The organism is Candidatus Tisiphia endosymbiont of Sialis lutaria (assembly GCF_964026535.1).
Taxonomy (GTDB): Bacteria; Pseudomonadota; Alphaproteobacteria; order Rickettsiales; family Rickettsiaceae; genus Tisiphia.
This window is the reverse complement of sequence record NZ_OZ032153.1, coordinates 1,232,625-1,255,692: the sequence shown is the minus strand read 5'-3', so window position 1 is coordinate 1,255,692 and position 23,068 is coordinate 1,232,625. Positions and strand designations below refer to the sequence as shown.

General features: G+C 35.5%; 19 protein-coding genes, 2 tRNA genes and 2 pseudogenes. 5 read left to right on the top strand and 18 right to left on the bottom strand.

The window, feature by feature from the left end:
* Positions 1-326: 326 nt before the first annotated feature.
* Positions 327-403, bottom strand: a tRNA-Arg gene (locus tag AAGD20_RS06080).
* Positions 404-510: 107 nt separating this feature from the next.
* The gene (locus tag AAGD20_RS06075; protein ID WP_094648774.1) at positions 511-756 is read right to left on the bottom strand and encodes a BolA/IbaG family iron-sulfur metabolism protein; all 246 of its coding nucleotides are present in this window, start codon (positions 754-756) and stop codon (positions 511-513) included.
* A gap of 107 nt (positions 757-863) precedes the next feature.
* Between AAGD20_RS06075 and rsfS the strand changes: the two genes are divergently transcribed.
* The 4 genes from rsfS to AAGD20_RS06055 all read left to right on the top strand — a co-directional run bounded on the left by rsfS (position 864) and on the right by AAGD20_RS06055 (position 3,972).
* Positions 864-1,193, top strand: a complete 330-nt coding sequence (gene rsfS, locus AAGD20_RS06070; protein WP_341748814.1) for a ribosome silencing factor — start codon at positions 864-866, stop codon at positions 1,191-1,193.
* A gap of 190 nt (positions 1,194-1,383) precedes the next feature.
* A complete protein-coding gene (locus tag AAGD20_RS06065) occupies positions 1,384-3,123 on the top strand; it encodes a cation:proton antiporter (RefSeq protein WP_341748813.1) in 1,740 nt (579 codons plus the stop codon).
* Between the two features lie 53 nt (positions 3,124-3,176).
* Positions 3,177-3,653 (top strand): SH3 domain-containing protein, encoded by a 477-nt coding sequence (locus AAGD20_RS06060; RefSeq protein WP_094648773.1) that lies wholly within the window; start codon positions 3,177-3,179, stop codon positions 3,651-3,653.
* A 22-nt stretch (positions 3,654-3,675) separates the two neighbouring features.
* Positions 3,676-3,972 carry a DNA methyltransferase gene (locus AAGD20_RS06055; protein ID WP_094648761.1) on the top strand — a complete coding sequence of 99 codons (297 nt, stop codon included), beginning with the start codon at positions 3,676-3,678 and terminating at the stop codon, positions 3,970-3,972.
* 345 nt (positions 3,973-4,317) lie between these two features.
* On the opposite strand, the gene rpoC is transcribed toward AAGD20_RS06055, so the two are convergent.
* The 16 genes and pseudogenes from rpoC to ruvC all read right to left on the bottom strand — a co-directional run bounded on the left by rpoC (position 4,318) and on the right by ruvC (position 22,405).
* A complete protein-coding gene (gene rpoC, locus AAGD20_RS06050) occupies positions 4,318-8,466 on the bottom strand; it encodes a DNA-directed RNA polymerase subunit beta' (protein WP_410520899.1) in 4,149 nt (1,382 codons plus the stop codon).
* 329 nt (positions 8,467-8,795) lie between these two features.
* Positions 8,796-12,902 (bottom strand): DNA-directed RNA polymerase subunit beta, encoded by a 4,107-nt coding sequence (rpoB, locus tag AAGD20_RS06045; protein WP_341748812.1) that lies wholly within the window; start codon positions 12,900-12,902, stop codon positions 8,796-8,798.
* A gap of 1,015 nt (positions 12,903-13,917) precedes the next feature.
* Entirely contained in the window at positions 13,918-14,040 is a 123-nt protein-coding gene (locus AAGD20_RS06040) for a palindromic element RPE2 domain-containing protein (protein WP_341748811.1), read from the bottom strand.
* A gap of 22 nt (positions 14,041-14,062) precedes the next feature.
* Positions 14,063-14,431, bottom strand: a complete 369-nt coding sequence (rplL, locus tag AAGD20_RS06035) for a 50S ribosomal protein L7/L12 (protein ID WP_341748810.1) — start codon at positions 14,429-14,431, stop codon at positions 14,063-14,065.
* Positions 14,432-14,463: 32 nt separating this feature from the next.
* Positions 14,464-14,973: a 50S ribosomal protein L10 gene (rplJ, locus tag AAGD20_RS06030; protein ID WP_341748809.1), complete on the bottom strand. Its 510-nt coding sequence runs from the start codon at positions 14,971-14,973 to the stop codon at positions 14,464-14,466.
* Positions 14,974-14,990: 17 nt separating this feature from the next.
* Complete coding sequence (gene rplA, locus AAGD20_RS06025; RefSeq protein WP_341748808.1) at positions 14,991-15,719, bottom strand: 50S ribosomal protein L1; 729 nt, start codon at positions 15,717-15,719, stop codon at positions 14,991-14,993.
* A gap of 3 nt (positions 15,720-15,722) precedes the next feature.
* Positions 15,723-16,157, bottom strand: a complete 435-nt coding sequence (gene rplK / locus AAGD20_RS06020) for a 50S ribosomal protein L11 (protein WP_094648771.1) — start codon at positions 16,155-16,157, stop codon at positions 15,723-15,725.
* A gap of 58 nt (positions 16,158-16,215) precedes the next feature.
* Positions 16,216-16,371: pseudogene (locus AAGD20_RS06015) on the bottom strand (palindromic element RPE1 domain-containing protein); the annotation flags it as partial.
* Positions 16,372-16,579: 208 nt separating this feature from the next.
* Positions 16,580-17,128, bottom strand: coding sequence for a transcription termination/antitermination protein NusG (nusG, locus tag AAGD20_RS06010; protein WP_204839942.1), 549 nt, complete (start codon positions 17,126-17,128; stop codon positions 16,580-16,582).
* Between the two features lie 5 nt (positions 17,129-17,133).
* Complete coding sequence (gene secE, locus AAGD20_RS06005) at positions 17,134-17,334, bottom strand: preprotein translocase subunit SecE (protein ID WP_094648770.1); 201 nt, start codon at positions 17,332-17,334, stop codon at positions 17,134-17,136.
* 19 nt (positions 17,335-17,353) lie between these two features.
* Positions 17,354-17,429 (bottom strand) — tRNA-Trp (locus tag AAGD20_RS06000).
* A 563-nt stretch (positions 17,430-17,992) separates the two neighbouring features.
* Positions 17,993-20,068 carry an elongation factor G gene (gene fusA, locus AAGD20_RS05995; protein WP_341748807.1) on the bottom strand — a complete coding sequence of 692 codons (2,076 nt, stop codon included), beginning with the start codon at positions 20,066-20,068 and terminating at the stop codon, positions 17,993-17,995.
* An 8-nt stretch (positions 20,069-20,076) separates the two neighbouring features.
* Positions 20,077-20,565 (bottom strand): 30S ribosomal protein S7, encoded by a 489-nt coding sequence (gene rpsG / locus AAGD20_RS05990; protein ID WP_094648754.1) that lies wholly within the window; start codon positions 20,563-20,565, stop codon positions 20,077-20,079.
* 19 nt (positions 20,566-20,584) lie between these two features.
* Positions 20,585-20,971 (bottom strand): 30S ribosomal protein S12, encoded by a 387-nt coding sequence (gene rpsL / locus AAGD20_RS05985; protein ID WP_341748806.1) that lies wholly within the window; start codon positions 20,969-20,971, stop codon positions 20,585-20,587.
* Between the two features lie 197 nt (positions 20,972-21,168).
* Positions 21,169-21,858 (bottom strand): annotated as a pseudogene (locus AAGD20_RS05980) (RNA methyltransferase).
* Positions 21,859-21,934: 76 nt separating this feature from the next.
* Entirely contained in the window at positions 21,935-22,405 is a 471-nt protein-coding gene (gene ruvC, locus AAGD20_RS05975; RefSeq protein WP_341748805.1) for a crossover junction endodeoxyribonuclease RuvC, read from the bottom strand.
* Positions 22,406-22,819: 414 nt separating this feature from the next.
* On the opposite strand from ruvC, the gene AAGD20_RS05970 reads away from it, so the two are divergent.
* Positions 22,820-23,053 carry a hypothetical protein gene (locus AAGD20_RS05970; protein WP_133062952.1) on the top strand — a complete coding sequence of 78 codons (234 nt, stop codon included), beginning with the start codon at positions 22,820-22,822 and terminating at the stop codon, positions 23,051-23,053.
* The last annotated feature ends 15 nt before the right edge of the window (positions 23,054-23,068 follow it).

Below are 23,068 nucleotides of genomic sequence, written 5' to 3'. Positions count from 1 at the left end.
TTACTTTATACTAGATAATCAAGTTTTTTACAGATTTGAATAAAATATAAGACAATGGTTGTCACCCTGCATAAGCAGGGGGTTAGATTCCACAACTGTTGAAAGTTAGAAGAGGAAGCGGTTTTAGATAGGTTTTCTGTCATTGCGAGACCACGTAGTGGTCGTGGCAATCCATCTTTGGTTGCTTTTATGGATTGCTTCGTCGACCTACGGTCTTTCTCGCAATGACGTTGACCACATACGACTTTTAAACTATCCGGTCTAAAACCGCTTCCTCTTCTAACTTTCAACAGTTGTGGTTTAGATTCCGCACCGAAGCAGGAATGTGGTGCACTCGATTGGATTTGAACCAACGACCTCTGCCTTCGGAGGGCAACGCTCTATCCAGCTGAGCTACGAATGCTTAATTTATTGCTATATACATTTATCATTAGCTGCATTATATTATAAAAGCTTGGGAAGTGCTACCGAATTTTAAATTTTTAAATACTAGGAGGCTACTTACGATAACTAATTATTTAATGGAGAATTGATAGTTTTGATAGTGATAGCATGTAATTTATTATTATCCAATATTTCTGCTAAAGCTTTTTTTACCATCTTGTGCTGATTAATGAGACTGATTCCCCAAAAAGCATCATCTTGTATTTCTAAGGAATAATGATCCTGATCCCCAGCTAGATCAATGATTTTTATTTTGGCATTTGGAAAACTATAACGTATAATCTTTTCAAGTTCTGTAATAGATATTGCCATTTTTTTAAACTTTTTATGCAGAATATAGCAAAAATTTATAGCCTGCAATAATTAATTCTTTACAAAAAAGCCATCATCTTAGATTCGAAAAAAACAAAAGGATAATTATGATAAAAAATATTGAACTATTAAAAGAGTTTGTCGTTAAATGTTTAGAAGAAAAAAAAGCAGAAGATATAGTTGTAATAGATATAAAGCAAAAAACCACCTTAGCTGAATATATTATTCTTGCAAGCGGACGTTCAACTAAAAATGTCGGAGCAATTGCTGAATATTTAGCTTTAGAGCTAAAGAATCAAGCTAATATCAGTACTAATATAGAAGGGCTTGGAAAATCTGAATGGGTGTTAATAGACGTTGGAGATATATTAGTGAATATTTTTTACCCAGAAACTAGAGAGCATTTTAAGTTAGAACAGATGTGGGGAAAAAAATAAATTAAAAATATTAGATTTTTTACTGAAAACTACTTAGTGTAGTTAAAAAATAATGTATAGTCAATCCAGGAAAATTTGGGCTAGGAATGATGGGGCAGTGTCTATAAGTAATAGGCAAGCATTGAATGATGATGTCACCAACTTCTCATCAATTGACTATATATAAATAACTTCTAAAGAAAAGGTGTAAATGGAAGAACATATTCTTATCAATATTATAATTTTATTAGGAACTGGTGTATTTGTTGTAGCAATACTGAAACGTCTTAATCTCAGTCCTGTTTTGGGATATTTAATTGCCGGAGCGGTAATTGGTGATAATGGATTTAGGATTGTAACCTATGATCAGACAAAATTATTAGGAGAATTAGGAGTAGTTTTTTTGCTTTTTGCTATAGGTTTGGAATTATCTTTTGAAAGATTAAAGGTAATGAGGAGGTATGTATTCGGTCTTGGCTCACTGCAAGTATTAACAACTGCTATAATAATTGCTGCTGCTGTTGCTCTAATTAGCGGTAATAGTGGTGCTGCAATTATTATTGGGGGTGGTCTTGCTTTATCCTCGACGGCACTTGTCATGCAAGTGATTGAAGAAAGCCGTAGCCAAGCGACTCAACTCGGGCGTATATCCCTAGCTATTTTGTTATTACAAGACCTCGCAGTTGTACCACTGCTAGTTATTGTACCGCTATTTGCTAGCGATAGTAAAGTTTCTTTAGTATCAGCTCTAGGGATAGCTTTGCTTAAGGCTATTATAGCTCTATTTGCTATATTTGTTGCAGGTAGGGTATTGCTAAGACCTTTGTTTGGGTTCATTTCATCAGAAAATGGTGATATAAACGAGCTGCCAATTTCCATGACTTTATTGGTAGTTTTGTCAGCTGCTTGGGCAACAGAATATTTTGGTCTATCACTTGCTTTAGGAGCTTTTGTTGCGGGGGTTTTGGTTGCAGAAACAGATTTTCGATTGCAAGCGGAAGAAAGTATATATCCTTTCAAAAGCTTATTGTTAGGACTATTCTTTATGAGCGTTGGTATGAATATTGATGCACAGGAAATATATGCTCAAATATCAACTATCCTAACTTGCACTGTTGCCTTGATCATGGTAAAAACATTAATTATTACCGCCTTTTGTATCTTATTTGGTTTTAATCGGGGAGTGGCATTGCACGCCGGTTTATTATTGTCACAAGGCGGAGAGTTTGCTTTTATCTTATTTGGCCTTGGTAAAGAAACTGGGGTTATTGAAGAGAGTACTGCCAATGTGCTTTTATTAGTGGTGACATGTACCATGGCACTAACTCCACTACTGGCAATTTTAGGCAGAAAACTTGCTGAAAAACTTGATAAGCAGCTTGGGAAAACTCCAATACAAATTATAGAACTTGGGGCAAGAGATTTAACAAATCATATAATAATTGCTGGTTTTGGTAGTGTTGGTAAGATGGTAGCATCAGTGCTAGAAGCTGAAGGAATCAATTATATAGCATTAGATGTTAATGACGAAATTGTCAAAGAAGAAACAGCTAATGGATTTCCAGTTTTTAGGGGAGATGTATCACAAATTGATACGTTAAAAGCCGTCGGAGCAGAAAGGATTTTAGCTCTAGCGCTTACAATGAATAATAAGGTTACTATCAAAAAATCTCTTCGAACAATCTCAAGTAATTTTCCAGATCTTGAGGTTATTGTAAGATTAAAAAATTTACAAAATGCTAGAGAATTTTATGATGCTGGAGCAACCACAATCATCCCAGAAAATTATGAGACTGGGTTACAGCTTGGTGGAACTATTCTAAAATTTATTGGTTTGAGTGAATATGAAATAAATCGTATCAAAGGACAATTTAGGTCAGGTAATTATGTAACAGCTAAGCGAGATGATGCATTGCATGAATTAGAAGAAAATGATTCAGAGAAATACTAGGTGTGTTACTCATGGCGATCAAATTATTGCTACTATTACAACAAAAACTATATATGGGGCTATATATTTGGATTGGGCTTATTTTAGCCACTATACCTTTGCTAACAAATGCCGATGATCAAAGGTTACCTATACCTAGATTTGCCGCGATAAAGGCTAATGAGGTAAATGCTAGAGTTGGTCCTACGATAAGAGCCCCTATAGAATGGGTATTTATTAAAAAAGGGGAACCTGTAGAAATTATTGCAGAATATGAACAATGGAGGCAAATTCAGGACATAAAAGGAGAAGGTGGCTGGGTGCATTCCAGCGTATTATCCGGTAAAAGATCGGTGATTGTGGTAAGCCCAGAGTTGGTAGCACTTACTAAAGTGCCTGATGATCAAAATAAAATTATTGTAAAAGTAAGTAATCAAGTCCGTTGCTTACTTAATAAATGCAAAAAAGATCATTGCCAAGTGCGTTGTAAAAATTATACTGGGTGGCTACCTAAAAAAATATTGTGGGGAGTCTATAAGGATGAATATTAATAAAACTTTAATTTTCTAAAATATGACACAAGAAGCAATTAAAATACCTGAAATACAGGAAAAGAATTATAGTTTTAGTGAATTTGTGAATAAATTGCCTTGTCAAAAACAAGAACATAATATCTTAAAAAATAGTTTTGATTTAAATAATCAAGCAATTCTATTTGAAGGTGATTGTATGAAATTATTAAAACAGATTTCAGATAACAGTATAAATTTAATAATAACATCACCGCCATATAACATAGGTAAGGAATACGAAAAAAATAAATATTATAATTGGCAAAAAGAAGTCATCAATGAGTGTTATAGAGCATAGTACCCTACAATTTTTTATTTATTTCCTTATGATGAATAAAAAAGCTGACTGCTAAGCGTCATTGCGAGGAGCTACTTTAGTAGCGACGAAGCAATCCATGAGAATTAGTATAGATACATCAAGACTATATGGATTGCTTCGTAGGCTCACGCCTTCTCGCAATGACGTATAAATCTATAACTTGTCATTGCGAGCGAACATATGTGAGCGTGGCAATCCATATATCATTTCCGTGCTTTCTTATCACCCCTGCTTAACTCAGTGTCATACCTGCGAAGGCAGGTATCTAGATTCCCGCCTTCGCAGGTATGACAAAAATTGACTATAAACGGAGTAAAGATAAGATTAATTCTCTAAAGTTTTTTGATAATTAATCTCTTCTTGATCTAACCTAGCGGCAAGTTTACGCATCCTATTCATGTAAAAGCCTGTTCCTGCCGGCACTAATCTACCAACTATGACATTTTCTTTCAGTCCACGTAACTTATCAACTCTTCCAGCTATAGCCGATTCCGTTAAAACTCTCGTTGTTTCTTGGAAAGAAGCCGCTGAAATAAACGATCTAGTTTGCAGCGATGCCTTAGTAATACCTTGCAGAATTACCTGAGCTTCCGCCGGTCTTAAACCATTCTTAATAGCTTTTTCATTAATTTCAGCAAATTCGCGATGATCTATCTTCTCATCAACCATTAATGTCGTATCACCAGAATTGGTTATCTCTACTTTTTGTAGCATCTGACGGATTATTACCTCGATATGTTTATCGTCAATTTTTACACCCTGTAAACGATATACTGCTTGAATTTCTCCAACCATATAACTTGTAAGAGCTTCCACTCCCATTACTTTTAAAATATCCTGTAGTACTGGATTACCATCAATTAACATATCGCCTTTTTTAACAAAATCACCCTCATTAACCACAACATGCTTGCCTTTTGGTACCATATACTCAATTGGCATACCACCTTCACTTGGCTGAATAATAATACGTCTTTTTGACTTATAGTCTTTACCAAATTCAACTCTACCATCTATTTCTGCAATAACGGCATGATCTTTTGGACGTCTAGCTTCAACAAGTTCGCCCACCCTTGGAAGACCACCAGTAATATCTTTGGTTTTAGTTGATTCCCTTGGAATACGTGACAAGATATCTCCTACTGATACTTTAGCCCCATCTTCAACACTTAAAATAGCATTTACTGGTATATAGTATCTAGCCTCTAAACCATTGGATAACATAATGGTTTCTCCATTCTCATCAACTAATTGGATACGAGGACGTAACTCTGCTCCACGTAAATATTGTTTTGATTCAACTATAACTTTGCTAGAAATACCAGTTGCTTCATCAGTAATATCACGAATTGATACCCCTTCTACCATATCTTTGAATACAACTTTACCAGATTTCTCGGTAATAATTGGAATAGTATATGGATCCCACTCTACTAATTTTTGTGCCTTTTTTACATTATCTAAATCATCAGCTATCAATCTTGCCCCATACGGTACTTTATGCCTTGCTTTCTCATTATTGTTACTATCCAATAATAATAACTCACATGAACGACCCATTACAATCCTACGACCTTCAGAATCAATAACCACATTACGCCCTAGAATCTTCACTTTTGCATCATGAGAAGCTTCTATTGATGATACTTCAGCACCTTTTGTCGCAGCTCCTCCAATATGGAAAGTTCTCATGGTTAGCTGAGTACCTGGCTCACCAATTGACTGGGCGGCAATCACTCCAATTGCTTCTCCTACTGAAACTAATGAACCAGTAGCTAGATCTCTACCATAGCATTTTACACATATTCCGTCAGGAATCTCACATGTTAAAACAGATCGTACTAGCACTGAATCTAGACCAGAAGATTCGATTTCTTCTAATTTTGCTTCGTTAATTAATTCCCCAGCTGATAGTAATAGCATATTAGTCACTGGGTGATAGACGTTAATTGCCACTGTTCTACCTAAAATCTGCTCTGCCAGTGATACAATAACTTCACCACCATCAATAATACTTCTAACTTCTATACCTTTTGTAGTGTGACAATCTTCATCGGTAATTATACAATCTTGAGCAACATCAACTAATCTACGAGTTAAATACCCAGAGTTAGCTGTTTTCAATGCTGTATCCGCCAGACCTTTACGTGCCCCATGTGTAGAATTAAAATACTCAAGAACCGTAAGACCTTCACGGAAATTAGAAATAATAGGAGTTTCAATAATCTCGCCTGATGGTTTAGCCATCAAACCACGCATACCGGCTAACTGCTTAATCTGTGCTGCTGATCCCCTTGCTCCTGAAGTAGCCATCATATATATAGCATTTACTTTTTGATGATTAGGTTTATCATTAACCGGCATCGTAGCAATTTCTTTCATCATGTCATTTGCTACTTTATCAGTACATCTCGACCAAGAATCAATTACTTTATTGTATTTCTCACCATAGGTAATCAGACCATCAGAATATTGTTGTTCAAACTCTTTGACCTCAGTCAATGTTGCATTAATATGAGTATCTTTTGATTTTGGTACAACCATATCGTCCATACCAAAAGAAATACCTGAGGAACAAGCATATTTAAATCCAAGTTTCATTAGCTGATCAGCAAAAATCACCGTAGACTTTTGACCACAATGGCGATATACCAAATCAATTACCCCCGATATATCCTTTTTAGTCATGGCTTTATTGACAAACTTAAACCCAACATTATAATTACGAGGTAATAAATCTCCAATAATTAATCTACCAAGGGTAGTATCGACCATAGTTGCTACAACTTCCCCTGCAGCATTAAGCATATAGCGACGAAATTTTATCTTCGAGTGAATAGTTATTACCTTATTATACAAAGCATGCTCAACCTCTGACATTTTGGCAAATACCATTCCTTCACCAGGCTCATTATCAAAAGCCATAGTTAAATAATAAAGACCCAGTACTATATCCTTATCAGGTACGATAATCGGACGACCATTTGCTGGACTCAATATGTTGTTTGTTGACATCATAAGCACCCTGGCTTCAAGCTGTGCTTCGATTGAAAGAGGGATATGCACTGCCATCTGGTCACCATCAAAGTCAGCATTGAACGCAGCACAAACTAAAGGATGTAGCTGAATAGCTTTCCCTTCTATCAGTAAAGGTTCAAAAGCCTGGATACCTAAACGGTGCAAAGTTGGTGCTCTATTAAGCAATACCGGGTGTTCACGTATAACGTCTTCTAAAATATCCCATACTTCTGGTTTTTCAGCTTCAACCATTTTTTTAGCAGCTTTTATAGTGGTAGCAATTCCATGTAATTCAAGCTTTGAATAAATAAATGGTTTGAATAATTCCAAAGCCATGGTCTTTGGCAACCCACATTGATGCAGCTTAAGCTCTGGTCCAACAACGATAACGGAACGACCAGAATAATCCACCCTTTTACCCAGCAAATTCTGACGAAGCCGACCTTGTTTACCTTTTAACATGTCACTAAGCGACTTAAATGGACGCTTATTAGTATTTTTTACTACCTTACCACGACGACCATTATCGAATAATGCATCGACTGATTCTTGTAACATCCTTTTTTCATTTCGGATGATAATATCCGGTGCCTTTAGTTCTAGTAGTCTTTTTAATCTATTATTTCTATTAATAACTCTTCTATAAAGTTCGTTAAGATCAGAAGTGGCAAATCTGCCTCCATCAAGCATAACTAATGGTCTAATCTCAGGTGGAATAATTGGCAGAACGGTCATAATCATCCATTCTGGCTTATTTTCGGATTCCAGAAAATCTTCCACTAACTTAAGTCTTTTGACAATCTTCTTCTTTTTAATTTCTGAAGAGGTACTTGATAAATCCTCTTGTAATTTCTTCTTTAATTCAGGTAAATCAAGTTCTGAAAGCATTTGGCGAACTACTTCCGCCCCAATAGAAGCCGTAAAATTATCTCCTCCATACTCATCTTGTGCCTTTTGCAGACTATCTTCTGATAAAAGCTCTCCTTTGTGTAGATCAGATAACCCAGGATCAACAACTACATAACTTTCAAAATACAGAACTTTTTCCAAATCCTTCATGGTCATATCTAGCAAGGTACTAATCCTTGATGGTAGAGATTTCAAGAACCATATATGAGCAACTGGTGCTGCTAGTTCAATATGCCCCATTCTTTCTCGACGAACTCTAGATGTAGTAACTTCAACACCGCATTTCTCACAAGTAATGCCACGATATTTCATACGCTTATATTTACCACAAAGACATTCATAGTCTTTTACTGGTCCAAAAATCCTAGCACAGAATAATCCCTCTTTTTCTGGCTTGAACGTACGATAATTTATCGTCTCAGGTTTCATCACTTCACCAAAAGACCATGAACGCACTTGGTCAGGACTAGCAATATTGATTCTTATTTGATCAAATTGCTGAGTACTGCTTAATTGCCCATAAAAATTTGTCATTCCTGTTGTCATAAAGATTTTTCCTTAAAAAATTTTATCAGCTCTAGTTTAGCCTGAATTCGATATAACAAGTTATTGCAAATTCGGTTATATCTATAAATATAGCAGATTTTTATACTACACTAATAGCCATTCTCATTATTTTTGCAAAATTGCTTAATAATAAATAAAAAATCTGCTCGCCAAAGGTCATTGCGAGGAGGCGTAAGCCTCCGAAGCAATCCATTTTAATCGTTTTTTGGATTGCTTCGTCGCCACTAAAGTGGCTCCTCGCAATGACGCTGAGGCTAAATACTAATCTGGTTTATAACGTTGCAAATTCAAGTTAATTCACTATATTATTAATCTGTTGTAGTATCTTCAAGCTTGACATTCAAACATAAGGATCTAAACTCTTTGATCATTACGTTAAATGACTCAGGGATACCAGATTCAAAATTATTATCACCTCGAACAATCGATTCATAAATTTTAATTCTACCAACCACATCGTCCGATTTTACAGTTAACATTTCTTGTAACGTATAAGCAGCACCATAAGCTTGCAAGCCCCAACATTCCATCTCCCCAAATCTCTGACCACCAAAATGCGATTTACCACCTAATGGTTGTTGAGTTACCAAACTATAAGGACCGATAGAACGAGCATGAATTTTATCATCAGCTAAATGGTGCAGTTTTAGGAAATATTTATAGCCAACTGTAACAGTACGATCAAAATACTCTCCTGTTCTACCATCAATTAACTTAATTTGACCAGATGGATCTTGATCTGCCATAGCTAGCATTTCTTTTACGTTCTCAACCTTTGCCCCATCAAAAACCGGAGTTGAAAAATATACCCCCTTATCGATATTATGACAAAATGCCATAATATCTTCATTGGACATTTGCTTTATATCTTTTGTCGTTGAATTCTCGCCATATACCTTCGATACAAAAGATTTAAACTCTTCTATATCAAGATTATTGTTATGAACTTGCTTCAACATAGAAGATATTTTTTTACCAAGATTTACTGCCGCCCAACCAAGATGAGTCTCTAAAATCTGTCCTATATTCATCCGTGAAGGTAAACCAAGTGGGTTAAGAACTATATCAACTACTGTACCATCTTCTAAAAATGGCATATCTTCTTCTGGCATAATACGAGAGATAACACCTTTATTTCCGTGTCTTCCCGCCATTTTATCTCCAGGTTGCAGCTTATGTTTAGTCGCAATAAATACTTTTACAACTTTAAGAGCCCCTTGTGGTAAATCATCGCCACTTTGTAGTTTTTCTACTTTGTTACTAAAACACTTATTGAGTCTATCTTTCTTTTCATCATAATGACGTTTAATTTGCTCAATTTCATTCATTACATCAGCATCTTCAACAATTAGCTGCCAAAATTGTCCCTTTGATAATGATCCAAGGGTTTGCTCGCTAATTAATTGACCAGGTTTTACCGATTTAGGACCACTAACAACTATTTGTCCTGTTAAAATCTTCTCTAAACGCATAAAAACAAAATGCTCTATGACTCGAAGTTCATCATCTCTGTCTTTTGATAATTTTTCAATTTGTTGTTTTTCAATAGCTATAGCACGCTCATCTTTTTCTACTCCTCTACGAGAAAATACTCGTACCTCTACCACTGTACCAGTGATTCCAGAAGGAACGCGTAAAGAAGAGTCCCGAACATCCGAAGCCTTTTCTCCAAAAATAGCTCGAAGTAATTTTTCTTCCGGAGTCATAGGTGACTCACTTTTAGGAGTAACCTTACCCACCAAAATATCACCTGGTTTTACTTCTGCCCCAACATATACTATACCTACTTCGTCAAGATGACGTAAACTTTCATCACTAACATTTGGGATATCACGAGTGATTTCCTCAGGCCCAAGTCTAGTATCTCTAGCAATTATTTCAAATTCTTCAATATGAATTGAAGTGTAAACATCATCTTTTACAATACGTTCTGATATTAAAATTGAATCTTCAAAATTATAACCACTCCATGGTAAGAAAGCCACCAGAACATTTCTACCAAGAGCTATCTCCCCATTATCGGTGCTTGGTCCATCAGCAATTACTTCACCTTTTGCGACATAATCACCAACATTAATTAATGGTTTCTGATTAATACAAGTATTATGGTTAGATCTTTGAAATTTCAATAAATTATAAATGTCTACACCAGGTGAGCCATCTGTTTTCTGCTCCTTAGTCCTTACTACTATTCTAGTCGATTCAACTTGCTCTACTATTCCATCATGTAAGGCGACAACTGAAACTCCAGAATCTTGGGCAACAATTCCTTCAATACCAGTACCAACTAAAGGAGCATCACTTCTAATAAGTGGTACAGCCTGACGTTGCATATTTGATCCCATCAAAGCTCTATTAGCATCATCATTTTCTAAAAATGGAATAAGTGATGCAGCAACAGAAACAACCTGCATCGGAGTAACGTCAATATAATCTATTTCTGCCGGGGTAACCATAACAAAATTACCACCATCAATCCGACAGTTAATTAACTCTTCCTGTAATAAACCTTTTTTATCGATAACTGCATTAGCTTGAGCAATTTTATATTTTCCTTCTTCAATTGCTGACAAGTAAACAACTTCATCTGTTACACGACCATCTACAACTTTTCGATAAGGAGTTTCAATGAAACCATGTTTATTAACCCTAGCATAAGTAGCCATGGAATTAATCAAACCGATATTCTGTCCTTCTGGTGTTTCGATTGGGCAAATACGTCCATAATGGGTAGGGTGAACGTCCCTCACTTCAAATCCAGCTCTCTCCCTACTAATTCCACCAGGTCCTAAAGCTGATAATCTTCTCTTATGAGTTATTTCTGATAATGGATTAGTTTGATCCATAAACTGGGAAAGTTGTGATGTACTAAAAAATTCTTTTACTACAGAAACTAAAACTTTTGAATTTACTAAATCATGAGGCATAACCGCATCAAGATCAACCACAGACATTCTTTCAAGTACTGATTTTTCCATACGAACCAGACCAATCCGAAATTGATTCTCAATTAATTCACCAACTGACCTAACTCTTCTATTACCAAGATGATCAATATCATCTATCGAACCTTTGCCATCTTTTAGATCTACTAAAACTTTAAGAATATGTTTAATATCTTCAATAGTTAAAATAGCTGTAGATTCTGGTATGTTAAGTTCCAATCTTGAATTCATTTTAATACGACCAACTTCCGAGAGATCATATCTTTCAGGCTCAAAAAATAAATTATTAAATAATATCTTAGCCGCTTCAATATTAGCCGGTTCTCCTGGTCTTAATACCCTGAATATGTCGATCAATGCTGATTCATAATTTTGGTTTTTATCAGCAAATAAGGTATTTCTTATGTAAGGACCTGATTGGGTATTGATAGCAAGTACGTCGACAGACGAAATTCCAAGAGTCATAATAGAATTTAGCATATCTATTGTGATCATTTCAGCAATGGTAGCTAGTACCTCACCATTATCTGGATTAACAAGATCATGTGCTAAATATTTCCCTACCAAATACTCACCTTCTACCAAAATATTTTTCACTCCATCTTGAGCAAACTTCTTAGCCAAACGAGGAGTGATCTTTTGCCCAGATGCCAGTATGATATTACCAGTATCTGCATCTACTAAATCAGTAACTAGCCTATGAGCATTTACAGATTCTGGTATAAACTTCATTGCCCAGCATCCATCCTTGGTAAAACAGGTTACCGTATCATAGTAGAATTTTATAATTTCATTAGTAGACATTCCAATAGCTCTAAGCAGAGTAGTAACATAAAGCTTTCTTTTCCTATCTATTCTAAAGTACATAACATCTTTAGCATCAAACTCAAAATCTAACCATGATCCTCTATATGGTATAACCCTAGCAGAATACAAAAACTTCCCTGAAGAGTGAACTTTACCCTCATCATGGTAGAAAAACACACCAGGTGACCTATGCATCTGTGATACTACTACCCTTTCTGTACCATTAATAATAAAGGTACCATTTTTGGTCATCAGGGGAATATCCCCCATATAAACTTCTTGTTCTTTAATACCTTTAATTTCTCTTGCTCCAGTATCTTCGTCAATATCCCAAATACTTAATCTCAATGTAACTTTAAGGGGAGCAGCATAACTAAGACCTCTTTGTGTACACTCCTCAACATCATATTTAGGATTATCAAATTCATATTTAGCAAATTCTAAATAGGCAATATTAGAGGGATCATGAATTGGGAAAATTGAACTTAATACTGATTGTAATCCTTTGTTTTCTCGCTCAAAGTCTTTAACTCCAAATTGTAAAAAACCTTTTTCATAAGAATTTTTCTGAACCTCAATCAAATTTGGTATAGATGCTACCAAATTTATGTGACCAAAATTCTTTCTTATGCGTTTACCAATTGATAAGGACTGCGTTGTCATATAATCTCCCGATTAATTTCTATATCTTAACGCGAGTTGCCAATATATGTAATTGGTAACTCGGCTGTAATCTTGAAAAAAATAGACTTGTTGCTGTGAACAAAGTTTCTGTCATAACTTTTTGTCATATTTTTGATAAAAATTGTAACTTTCAATAATTTTTGTTTTGAAACCAAACAAAAAGCCACTTAAAGAACTCAATTTAGAAGTAATGTATGTTCGAATTATTTGGAGAATTGGCATATAAAACAAAAAAGAAATCTGACATATGCATATTCAAAACAAAAGCCCATGCACAGTTTATAGTTTTACGAAACCAATTCTCTAATTATTCAAGCTTTAAATTATTCAAGCATAATCTCAAATTATTTTTATTTTTGCTAAATAGTATGAATAAATTCTTTAAATTAATAGGCTCTGTGAAGCTAAAATGCATAAATCTGTTGCAAATCTTCAGCTGATTTAGAATTTTGAATAAACAAACGCCAAATTCTCCCATGACAAAAAATATCCGCCCTAGGAGTTTAATAGCTTTTTGTTTATATTTTTGTATAAAATGCAATAGTTTTTGCAGGCACGAAAGTATATTTAGCACCACAACTCTTAAGCAAAATAGAATATCACACAACAAGTTTATTCCCATTATCAACAATACAAACCTAGATTCAGTACTAAAAACGCTAAATATATCAATGTATACTCCAATAATTTAAAGAATTAGAATATACATATAGTCAATTAACCTGAATTAGTGTCGAATAAGCACCCATCGTACTGTCTATTAGCGAAAAGGGGTAAGCCTCCGAAACAATCCATTTTAATAGTTTTTTTGGATTGCTTCGACCACTAAAAGTGGCTCCTCGTAATGACGTTATCTGTCATTGCGAGACCACATAGTGGTCGTGGCAATCCATTTTGGTTAATTTTATAGATTGCTTTGTCGTGCGATTTCCACACTCCTCGCAATGACGCTGAGGCTAAATACTAATCGGATTTATAACGTTACCAATTCAAGTTATTCACTATAGTCAATTGATGAGAAGTTGGGGACGTTATCGCTCAATGCTCGCCTATTACTTATAGGCGTCGCTCCATTGTTCCTAGCCCCAAATTCTCCTGAATTGACTATAATTCTCATAAAATAACTGATATTATAAAAATTATTTTAATTCAACTTTTGCTCCAACTGCTTCTAATTTTTCTTTAAAGCTTTCAGCTTCTTCTTTATTTACACCAGATTTAATAGTTTTTGGGGCAGCATCAACTAATTCTTTAGCTTCTTTCAAACCAAGACCAGTAAGCTCTCTAGTGACCTTAATTACTTCTATTTTTTTATCACCACTACTAACCAAAACAACTTCAAAGGCTGTCTTTTCAGCTACTGCTTCTGATGCAGTAGGAGCTGCAGCTACTGCTACAGGAGCGGCGGCTGTTACACCCCATTTTTCTTCTAGCATTTTTGAAAGCTCTGCTGCTTGAATTACTGTAAGAGTTGATAATTGATCTACGATTTTTACTAGGTCTGTCATAATTTTCTTCCTTTTAAAACTTTTTTATTAAATTAACTTTTATTTGCATAAGCTTGCAAAACTCTAGCAAGTCCAGATGCAGGAGCTTGTATAACGCCAGCAATTTTAGTTGCAGGAGCTTGTAGAAGCCCAATAATTTTGCCTCTGAGTGCGTCTAATGAAGGCAATTTTGCCAATTGTCGTACAGAGCTTGCATCTAATACTTGGTTATTTACTAAACCACCAACTATTTTCAAACATTCATTAGTTTTTGCAAATTCTACGATAAGTTTTGCAGCTTCAACAAGGTCTTCAGAATATGCTAGTGCTGTGGGACCAGCAAACAAATGTGCAACATTATCAACACCAGCCTTATTGGCTGCTATTTTTGACAAAGTATTTTTAACTACTTTGAATCCCACATTTTTTGCTTTAAGAGCCCTACGTAGCGTAGTCACTTGACTAACAGTAAGCCCATGATAATGAGTAATTATCACAGAATTTGACCGCTGATACACTCCTTCAAGTTCTGCGACAAACTCATGTTTCTCTGATCTTAACACCTTAACTCTCCTTGTCGTTACGATATAGTTGCTAAATCTATTTTTACTGATGGACCCATAGTAGAAGATAGATATATTGCTTTTAAATAATTTCCTTTAGCACCAGAAGGCTTTGCTTTAACTACAGCAGATATCAAGGTTGATGCATTATTTACTAAATCTTGTTTAGTAAATGATAATTTACCAACTCCAGCATGAATAATACCAGCCTTTTCAACCCTATACTCTACTTGACCACTTTTGGCATTTTTAATTGCCGTTACGATATCTGTAGTTACCGTGCCAAGTTTTGGATTAGGCATTAAGCCCTTTGGCCCAAGAATTCTTGCCACCGAACCTATTGCTGACATCATATTTGGTGTTGCAATACAAACGTCAAAATTAATTTTCCCAGCCTTAATATCATCGATAATCTCTGTAGAACCAGCCATATCTGCTCCAGCGGCTTTAGCTTCTTCTATCTGTTCATCCTTACAAATCACTGCAACTCTACTAACTTTACCGGTACCAGCTGGCAATGCCACAACACCACGCACCATTTGATCCGAATGTTTAGGATCTACCCCTAATTTCATTACCACTTCCAAAGTAGAATCAAATTTAGTATAGGATGCCGACTGCAAAGCTTCTATTCCTTCTGCTAAAGTACGGTTGCTAGCCAACTCTATATTCTTTCTCGCTGCCCGTATTTTTTTACCACCAGTTAACTTTTTATTATTCACAACATCCTTTTTATCAACTATCATATATTAATCTCCTACTACTTCAAGCCCCATAGATTCAGCAGTACCACGAATAATTTTAGCGGCAGCTATTAAATTATCAGCATTAAGATCCACCATCTTAATTTTGGCAATTTCCATACAATCTGACATGGTAACCTTACCAACAAATGCCTCTTTTTTAGTAGCACTAGAACCTTTAGGAATTTTAGCAAATTGTTTTAAATAATACGATGCTGGGGAAGTCTTAGTTACAAAAGTAAAACTATTATCTTCATAAGCAGTAATTAGCACTGGAATAGGCATACCTGGTTCAAAGCCTTGAGTAGCAGCATTAAATGCCTTACAAAATTCCATAATATTAAGCTTCCTTTGACCAAGGGTAGAACCAATAGGCGGAGCTGGATTAGCTTTACCTGCTGGCACCGTTAACTTAATATAAGATTTTATTTTTTTTGCCATTATAATCCTATTTTTATTCATTTAACACTAATTGGTAATTATCTAATAATAATTTACTAATTAGTCTATTAGACCTCTTGCAAAACTCTACTTCTGCTGGTAATTTGTACGTCAATGCGGTACTCGAGTCCTCACGTACATTAGAGTACGCTGCGATTCTACGTTCCGAGTTTCCTCCAAATTCCTCAGCATAAGTGAGTTTTGCAAGAGGTCTTTGTTTACCTTACACATGGCACTTAAAAGCCATAAGGAAAATAACTTAACATCATTGCGAGGAACTACTTTAGTAGCTCCTTGCAATAACATCATAAGTCATTGCGAGACCATGTAATGGTCGAAGCAATCCATTTCTAATCATTTTCCTAGATTGCTTCGTCGGCTTCACGCCTCCTCGCAATGACCATTAATTACCACAAAACAAGCTAACTATTTTTCCTAACTTGCGTAAAATTTAATTCTATAGGAGTTGCTTTACCAAAAATAGATATAGACACACGCAATTTATTTTTGTCATAATCAATTTCTTCTATAACTCCTGTGAAAGTCTCAAATGGACCGTCAGTAACAATTATCGCTTCACCAATTTCATATAATTTTGAAACCCTAGCATCTTTAGTTTCAGATTCAAGCTTGCTAAAAATATTTTGTACTTCTTTTTCACTAAGAGCTTGTGGTATACTTTTACTACCCAAAAATCCTGTAACTTTAGTGACACTTTTTACCAAATGCCAAGTATCATCTGTCATTTTCATTTTAATCAAAATATAACCAGGCATAAATTTCTTTTCAGTCTTAACGTTCTTACCACGCTTAACTTCAGGTACTTCAATAACCGGAACCACGATATCTTCAAAAAATTCCGACATACCTTGCTTGGCAATTTGATCAAGAATCAGTTGCTTTACACGCTTTTCTGAGCCTGATAATGTATGAATAACGTACCACTGCACCACAATTTTCCCTAAACCTATTCTTTCTACTTCCCAATATTAAGTAAAATCTGCATTATACTATGTATACCGTAATCTAATACTAAACAAATTATACTAAAAATAAATACAGCTACCACTACTATAATAGTTGAAGTTATCAATTCCTTCTTACCGAGCCAAACAATTTTATAAACTTCTTGCTTTACTTGCTCATAAAATTTATAAACTCTATTTTCCTTTAACATATTATACAAACTCATTTATTGGCAGGAGCGACAGGAATCGAACCCGCAACCTTCGGTTTTGGAGACCGATGCTCTACCAATTGAGCTACACTCCTATCACATTCTTATTAAAAAATCAAACTATTTCTTAATAAATTACAATCACAATTTAAAAATTGCAAAAGCAGTCAACGTCATTGCGAGACCACGCAAGTAGGTCGAAGCAACCCATTTTGGTTACTTTTGTGGATTGCTTCGTTGACCTTACGGTCTCCTCGCAATGACATTTGAGGCTTACAACATACCCCAGGCGTCATTGCAAGACCACGTAAGTAGGTCGAAGCAATCCATTTTGGTTACTTTTGTGGATTGCTTCGTTGACCTTACGGTCTCCTCGCAATGACATTTGAGGCTTACAACATACCCCAGGCGTCATTGCGAGACCACGCAAATAGGTCGAAGCAATCCATTTGGGTTACTTTTGTGGATTGCTTCGTTGACCTTACGGTCTCCTCGCAATGACATTTGAGGCTTACAACATACCCCAGGCGTCATTGCGAGACCACGCAAGTAGGTCGAAGCAATCCATTTTTAACTATTTCCCTACAATCTTTAAACTACCATAAATTATAATATCACATCATATATGATCCACTAATACTTTATGTGAAAAATATTTTTATTTTTTACCTTTAATAGTCTCAGCTACCTGTAACGGCACTTGCTCATAATGAGAAAAAACCATACTATATTGAGACCTACCTTGTGATAAAGACCGCAAAGTACTAACATAACCAAACATTTCAGCTAGAGGTACATTGGCAATTATCGCCTGTGCATTACCCCTTGGATCCATGCTTTGCATTTGTCCTCTACGGCTATTTAGGTCGCCAATAATATCACCCATATATTCATTTGGAGTAATCACTTCCACTTTCATAATTGGCTCAAGTAACTTTGGATTACCTTTTGGCATTCCTTCCCTAAAAGCAGCCTTAGTAGCTATCTCAAACGCTAATACACTTGAATCCACATCGTGGAATGCTCCATCTATCAAAGTTGCTTTGAAATCAATCATTGGATAACCAGCAACTACCCCTGTATCCTTAATATTATTTAGACCCTTTTCAACACCAGGAATAAATTCTTTTGGTATAGCTCCACCAACGATTTTGCTTTCAAAAAGAAATCCTTCTCCAGCTTCTTGAGGCTCAAATATTATTTTAACCCGGGCAAATTGTCCAGCTCCACCAGATTGTTTTTTATGTGTGTAATCAATCTCACATTTGCTAGTAATTGTCTCACGATAAGCTACTTGTGGAGCTCCAACATTAACCTCAACCTTAAACTCACGCTTCATACGATCAACCATGATCTCTAAATGCAGCTCTCCCATACCTTTAATAACAGTCTGACCGCTTTCTTGATCAGTTGACACTCTAAAAGATGGATCTTCAGCAGCTAACCTAGATAATGCCATTCCCATTTTTTCTTGATCGGCAGTTGATTTTGGTTCTACAGCTAGTTCAATAACCGGTTCAGGAAATTCCATTCTCTCCAAAACAACCTGCTTATCCATACCACATAAAGTATCACCAGTAGTGGTATTCTTCAGACCAGCCAAGGCAACAATATCTCCTGCCAAAGCTTCCTTAACATCCTCTCTTTCATTAGCATGCATCAGCAACATTCTACCTACTCGTTCCTTTTGATTCTTTACCGTGTTAATCACAGTAACACCAGAACTAATCTTACCAGAATAAATCCTGACAAACGTAAGAGAGCCAACAAATGGATCAGTCATTACTTTAAATGCTAAAGCAGCAAGAGGTTCAGACGCTGAAATTTTAAAATCTTTTTCTTCTCCAGAATCAACCTCTATTCCTCTAACGGTTCCAATATCAACCGGTGAAGGTAAATAATCAACCACTGCATCTAACAAGGGTTGTACACCTTTATTTTTAAAAGCACTACCACATAATACTGGGAAAAAGGCTCTATTAATTGTTCCTTTTCTTATTGCTGATTTAATTTCTTCTTCAGTAAATTCTTCGGCTGACAAATATTTTTCCATTAAATTATCATCAATTTCAGCAACCATCTCAACAAGCAAAGTACGATATTCTTCAACTTTTTCTAGCATATCACTAGGAATATCTTCGTATGAATATTCAGCACCAAGAGATTCATCTTTCCAGATTATTGCCTTCATCTTAATTAGGTCAATAACTCCTTTAAAATTTTCTTCGATACCAACTGGCAACTGAATGACCAAAGGTTTTGCCCCAAGGCGATCTTTAATCATTTCCACGCATTGATAAAAATTAGCACCCATTCTGTCCATCTTATTGACAAAACACATTCTAGGCACTTCATATTTATCAGCCTGTCTCCATACTATTTCTGATTGTGGCTCAACACCGGCCACCCCATCAAATACCGCTACCGCCCCATCAAGAACCCTCAGAGATCTTTCTACTTCGATAGTAAAATCTACGTGACCTGGTGTATCGATAATGTTAATTCTTTTATTTTGCCAATAACAGGTAGTAGCAGCAGAAGTAATGGTAATACCACGCTCTTGCTCTTGTTCCATCCAATCCATGGTAGCACCACCTTCATGGACTTCACCAATCTTATGTGATTTACCAGTATAGAAAAGAATACGCTCGGTTGTAGTAGTTTTACCAGCATCAATATGAGCACAAATCCCGATATTACGGGTGTTAGCAAGAGAAAATTCAGTAGTTGACATATAGCTTATTACCTTGGTTGCGATTTTTTAGGACTAAAATGAGCAAAAGCCTTATTAGCTTCAGCCATTTTATGAGTATCCTCTCTCTTTTTAATAGCAACGCCTCTACTATTTGACGCTTCAAATAGTTCCTCAGCTAATTTATCAATCATCATCTTCTCAGAACGTTTATTTGCTGCATTAATAATCCAACGCGATGCAAGTGCATATCCCCTTTTCTCATCAACAGGAGACGGGACTTGATAGTTTGCCCCTCCTACCCTTACTGACGTAACCTCAAGATATGGCTTAACATTATTCATCGCATTATTGAAAGTTTCATAAGGGTCTACCTTATGCTTTTTCTCTATCTTATTAAAAGCAGAATATACTATCTTTTCAGCTAAAGCTTTTTTTCCTTCTCTCATAATGTTATTAATGAACCTAGCAAGCAAAGGGCTATTATACTTCATATCAGGCAAGACAACCCTTCTCTCTGCGGCATGACGACGTGACATCTTATCTCTCTATTTCAAATTATTTTTTTACAGCTTGCTGCTTCGCTGACGTACCATAACGTGAGCGTCCTTGTTTACGATTTTTTACACCCTGAGTATCATAAGCACCACGTACTATATGGTACTTAACACCCGGAAGATCAGGAACCCTTCCGCCTCTAACCAATACTGTTGAGTGTTCTTGTAAATTATGACCTTCACCAGGTATATAAGCATTGACATACTGCCCATTACTTAAGCGAACACGTGCCATCTTACGAAGAGCAGAGTTAGGCTTCTTAGGAGTAACAGTTTTCACTATTACACAAACACCTTTCAAAAATGGATTGGATTCTAAAGCCGGGGATTTTGTTCTACGAACCTTCGACTTTCTTCCAAAACGGACTAATTGATTATTTGTTGGCATCCAATACTCCAAAATTATTTCTTTTGACTCTTAGTTTATTAACTTTTAAAATGATAAGATTATATACTAAATCCTTAAAGTTATGGAAAAACTATATGCTTTACCACTTTCACTATTAAGAGGCAACAGGTGGAACTATAGCTAATTTTTTCATAAAAGCAAAGTGTTTTTAATAAACTTAACTATATTAGCTATTTTTATGAACTTAAAGTTGCAATTACCCCCCTTAAAGTTTGCAATTCTGCACTAGATAATTTATCTATACGAGTAAAAATATTCATAATATTTTGTGTCATGTGTAATTTCTTCTCAGGAACTTTAAAAAAATTCTTATTATTTAATTCAGTAAATAAATGTTCAAAAAAATATCCTAATTCACCTCTTGACGCTAACTCCTGTTCATTACTAACATTTACTCTCGACTGTTTACTACGAAACAACTCATAACATATGATAATTACCGACTGGGCAATGTTCAGAGAATTAAAATCTCCGGTATTAATATTAATAATCTTATGGGCATAAGTAATCTCCCTATTTTGCAAACCACAATTTTCACGACCAAACATAATACCTACTTTAAGACCTGCCGGACAATCTTGACTTAAATTCTCTGATAGAACATAATCTTTATTGATATTACGTGATGCTACAGTTGTTGCATATAAATAATCAATATCCTCGATACTGGCTTCTAAACTATCATAAATCTTAGCATCATCTATGATATCTATCGCTTATACCGCCACACTACGTGCCTGTTTGTTTGGCCAACCATCTCTAGGCGTAACAATTCTCAACTCTGAAGCATTAAAATTTTTCATTGCTCTGGCAGTGGCACCAATATTCTCCCCCATTTGAGGCTCTACTAAAATAATAATTGGCATACTCAAATCTTTTGAGCCTGGATGTTTTTGATTTCGTGACATATTCTAATACTTAATTATATTATATATTAATTTTTCAAATTTTTGGGGTGTAAGCAAAGCAAACATAGGCTACCGCAAGAGCATCTGCTTCATCAAAGTTACTAATAGCAACTGCCCCTGGTAGTAAAAGCTTAATCATTTGCAAAACCTGATTTTTTTCGGCGTGTCCATACCCCACTACTGATTTCTTAATAACATTAGGTTTAAATTCTCGAAAAGCAACATCATATCCTCCAATAAGTGACATAACCGCCCCTCTAGCATATCCCAATTTCAAAGATGATACACTATTCATATTAACAAAAGTCTCCTCCATCGCAACAATAACAGGTTGATATTGCGTTATTACCTTTTGCAAGGATGCCGTAATGAAAGCTAACCTTTTATGCATCAGCTCACTTGATTTAGTCTTTATCACCCCGCTAGCTAAATATTTCAGAGGATTAGTATCAATTACTCCCCATCCCATACCAGCTAAAGATGGGTCAATTCCTAGTATAACCAAAATTACTCTCCCACTAATAGATTTTTATAAAAAATTATTTAATTCTTCAAATTATTTGAGTTGATATAGTCAATTCAGGAGAATTTGGGGCTAGGAGCGATGCCGTATAGGCATTAGTTTAAGAAAATAAAGTAGAAAAGTCGTCTATTAGCGAGCCACCGTAGGTGGCGTGGCAATCCTTTCTAATCACTTTTCTGAATTGCTTCGTCGACCTAAGGTCTCCTCGCAACGACGGTTTTTCAGTTATTGTTTTCTTAAACTAACGCTTATGAGCAACAACGTCCCCAATTTCTCATCAATTAACTATACCAGTAAAACTCATATAAATTAAGTATAGATTAACTAAAATGACACATAGTTATCATATTAATAATTTATTTTTATGTAAGAAAACAATTTTATCTATTATTTGACTTGAATATTATACATTTTAAGCTAGAATCACCAGTACAAAAAATGAGGTTTACTATGAAAAATTTACTAACTATTATTCTAACTTTGGCTTTCTCTATTTCTGCTTTTGCTGCGGGTTCGTCTTCTGATAAAAAAGATTCAACTGCTACGGATCAGCAACAAGAAGAAAATGCGGATAACCAAGATACAACAAATACGAAGAAAAAAGACGACAAGAAAGAAGAAAAGAAATAATTTCTTTATTCTACA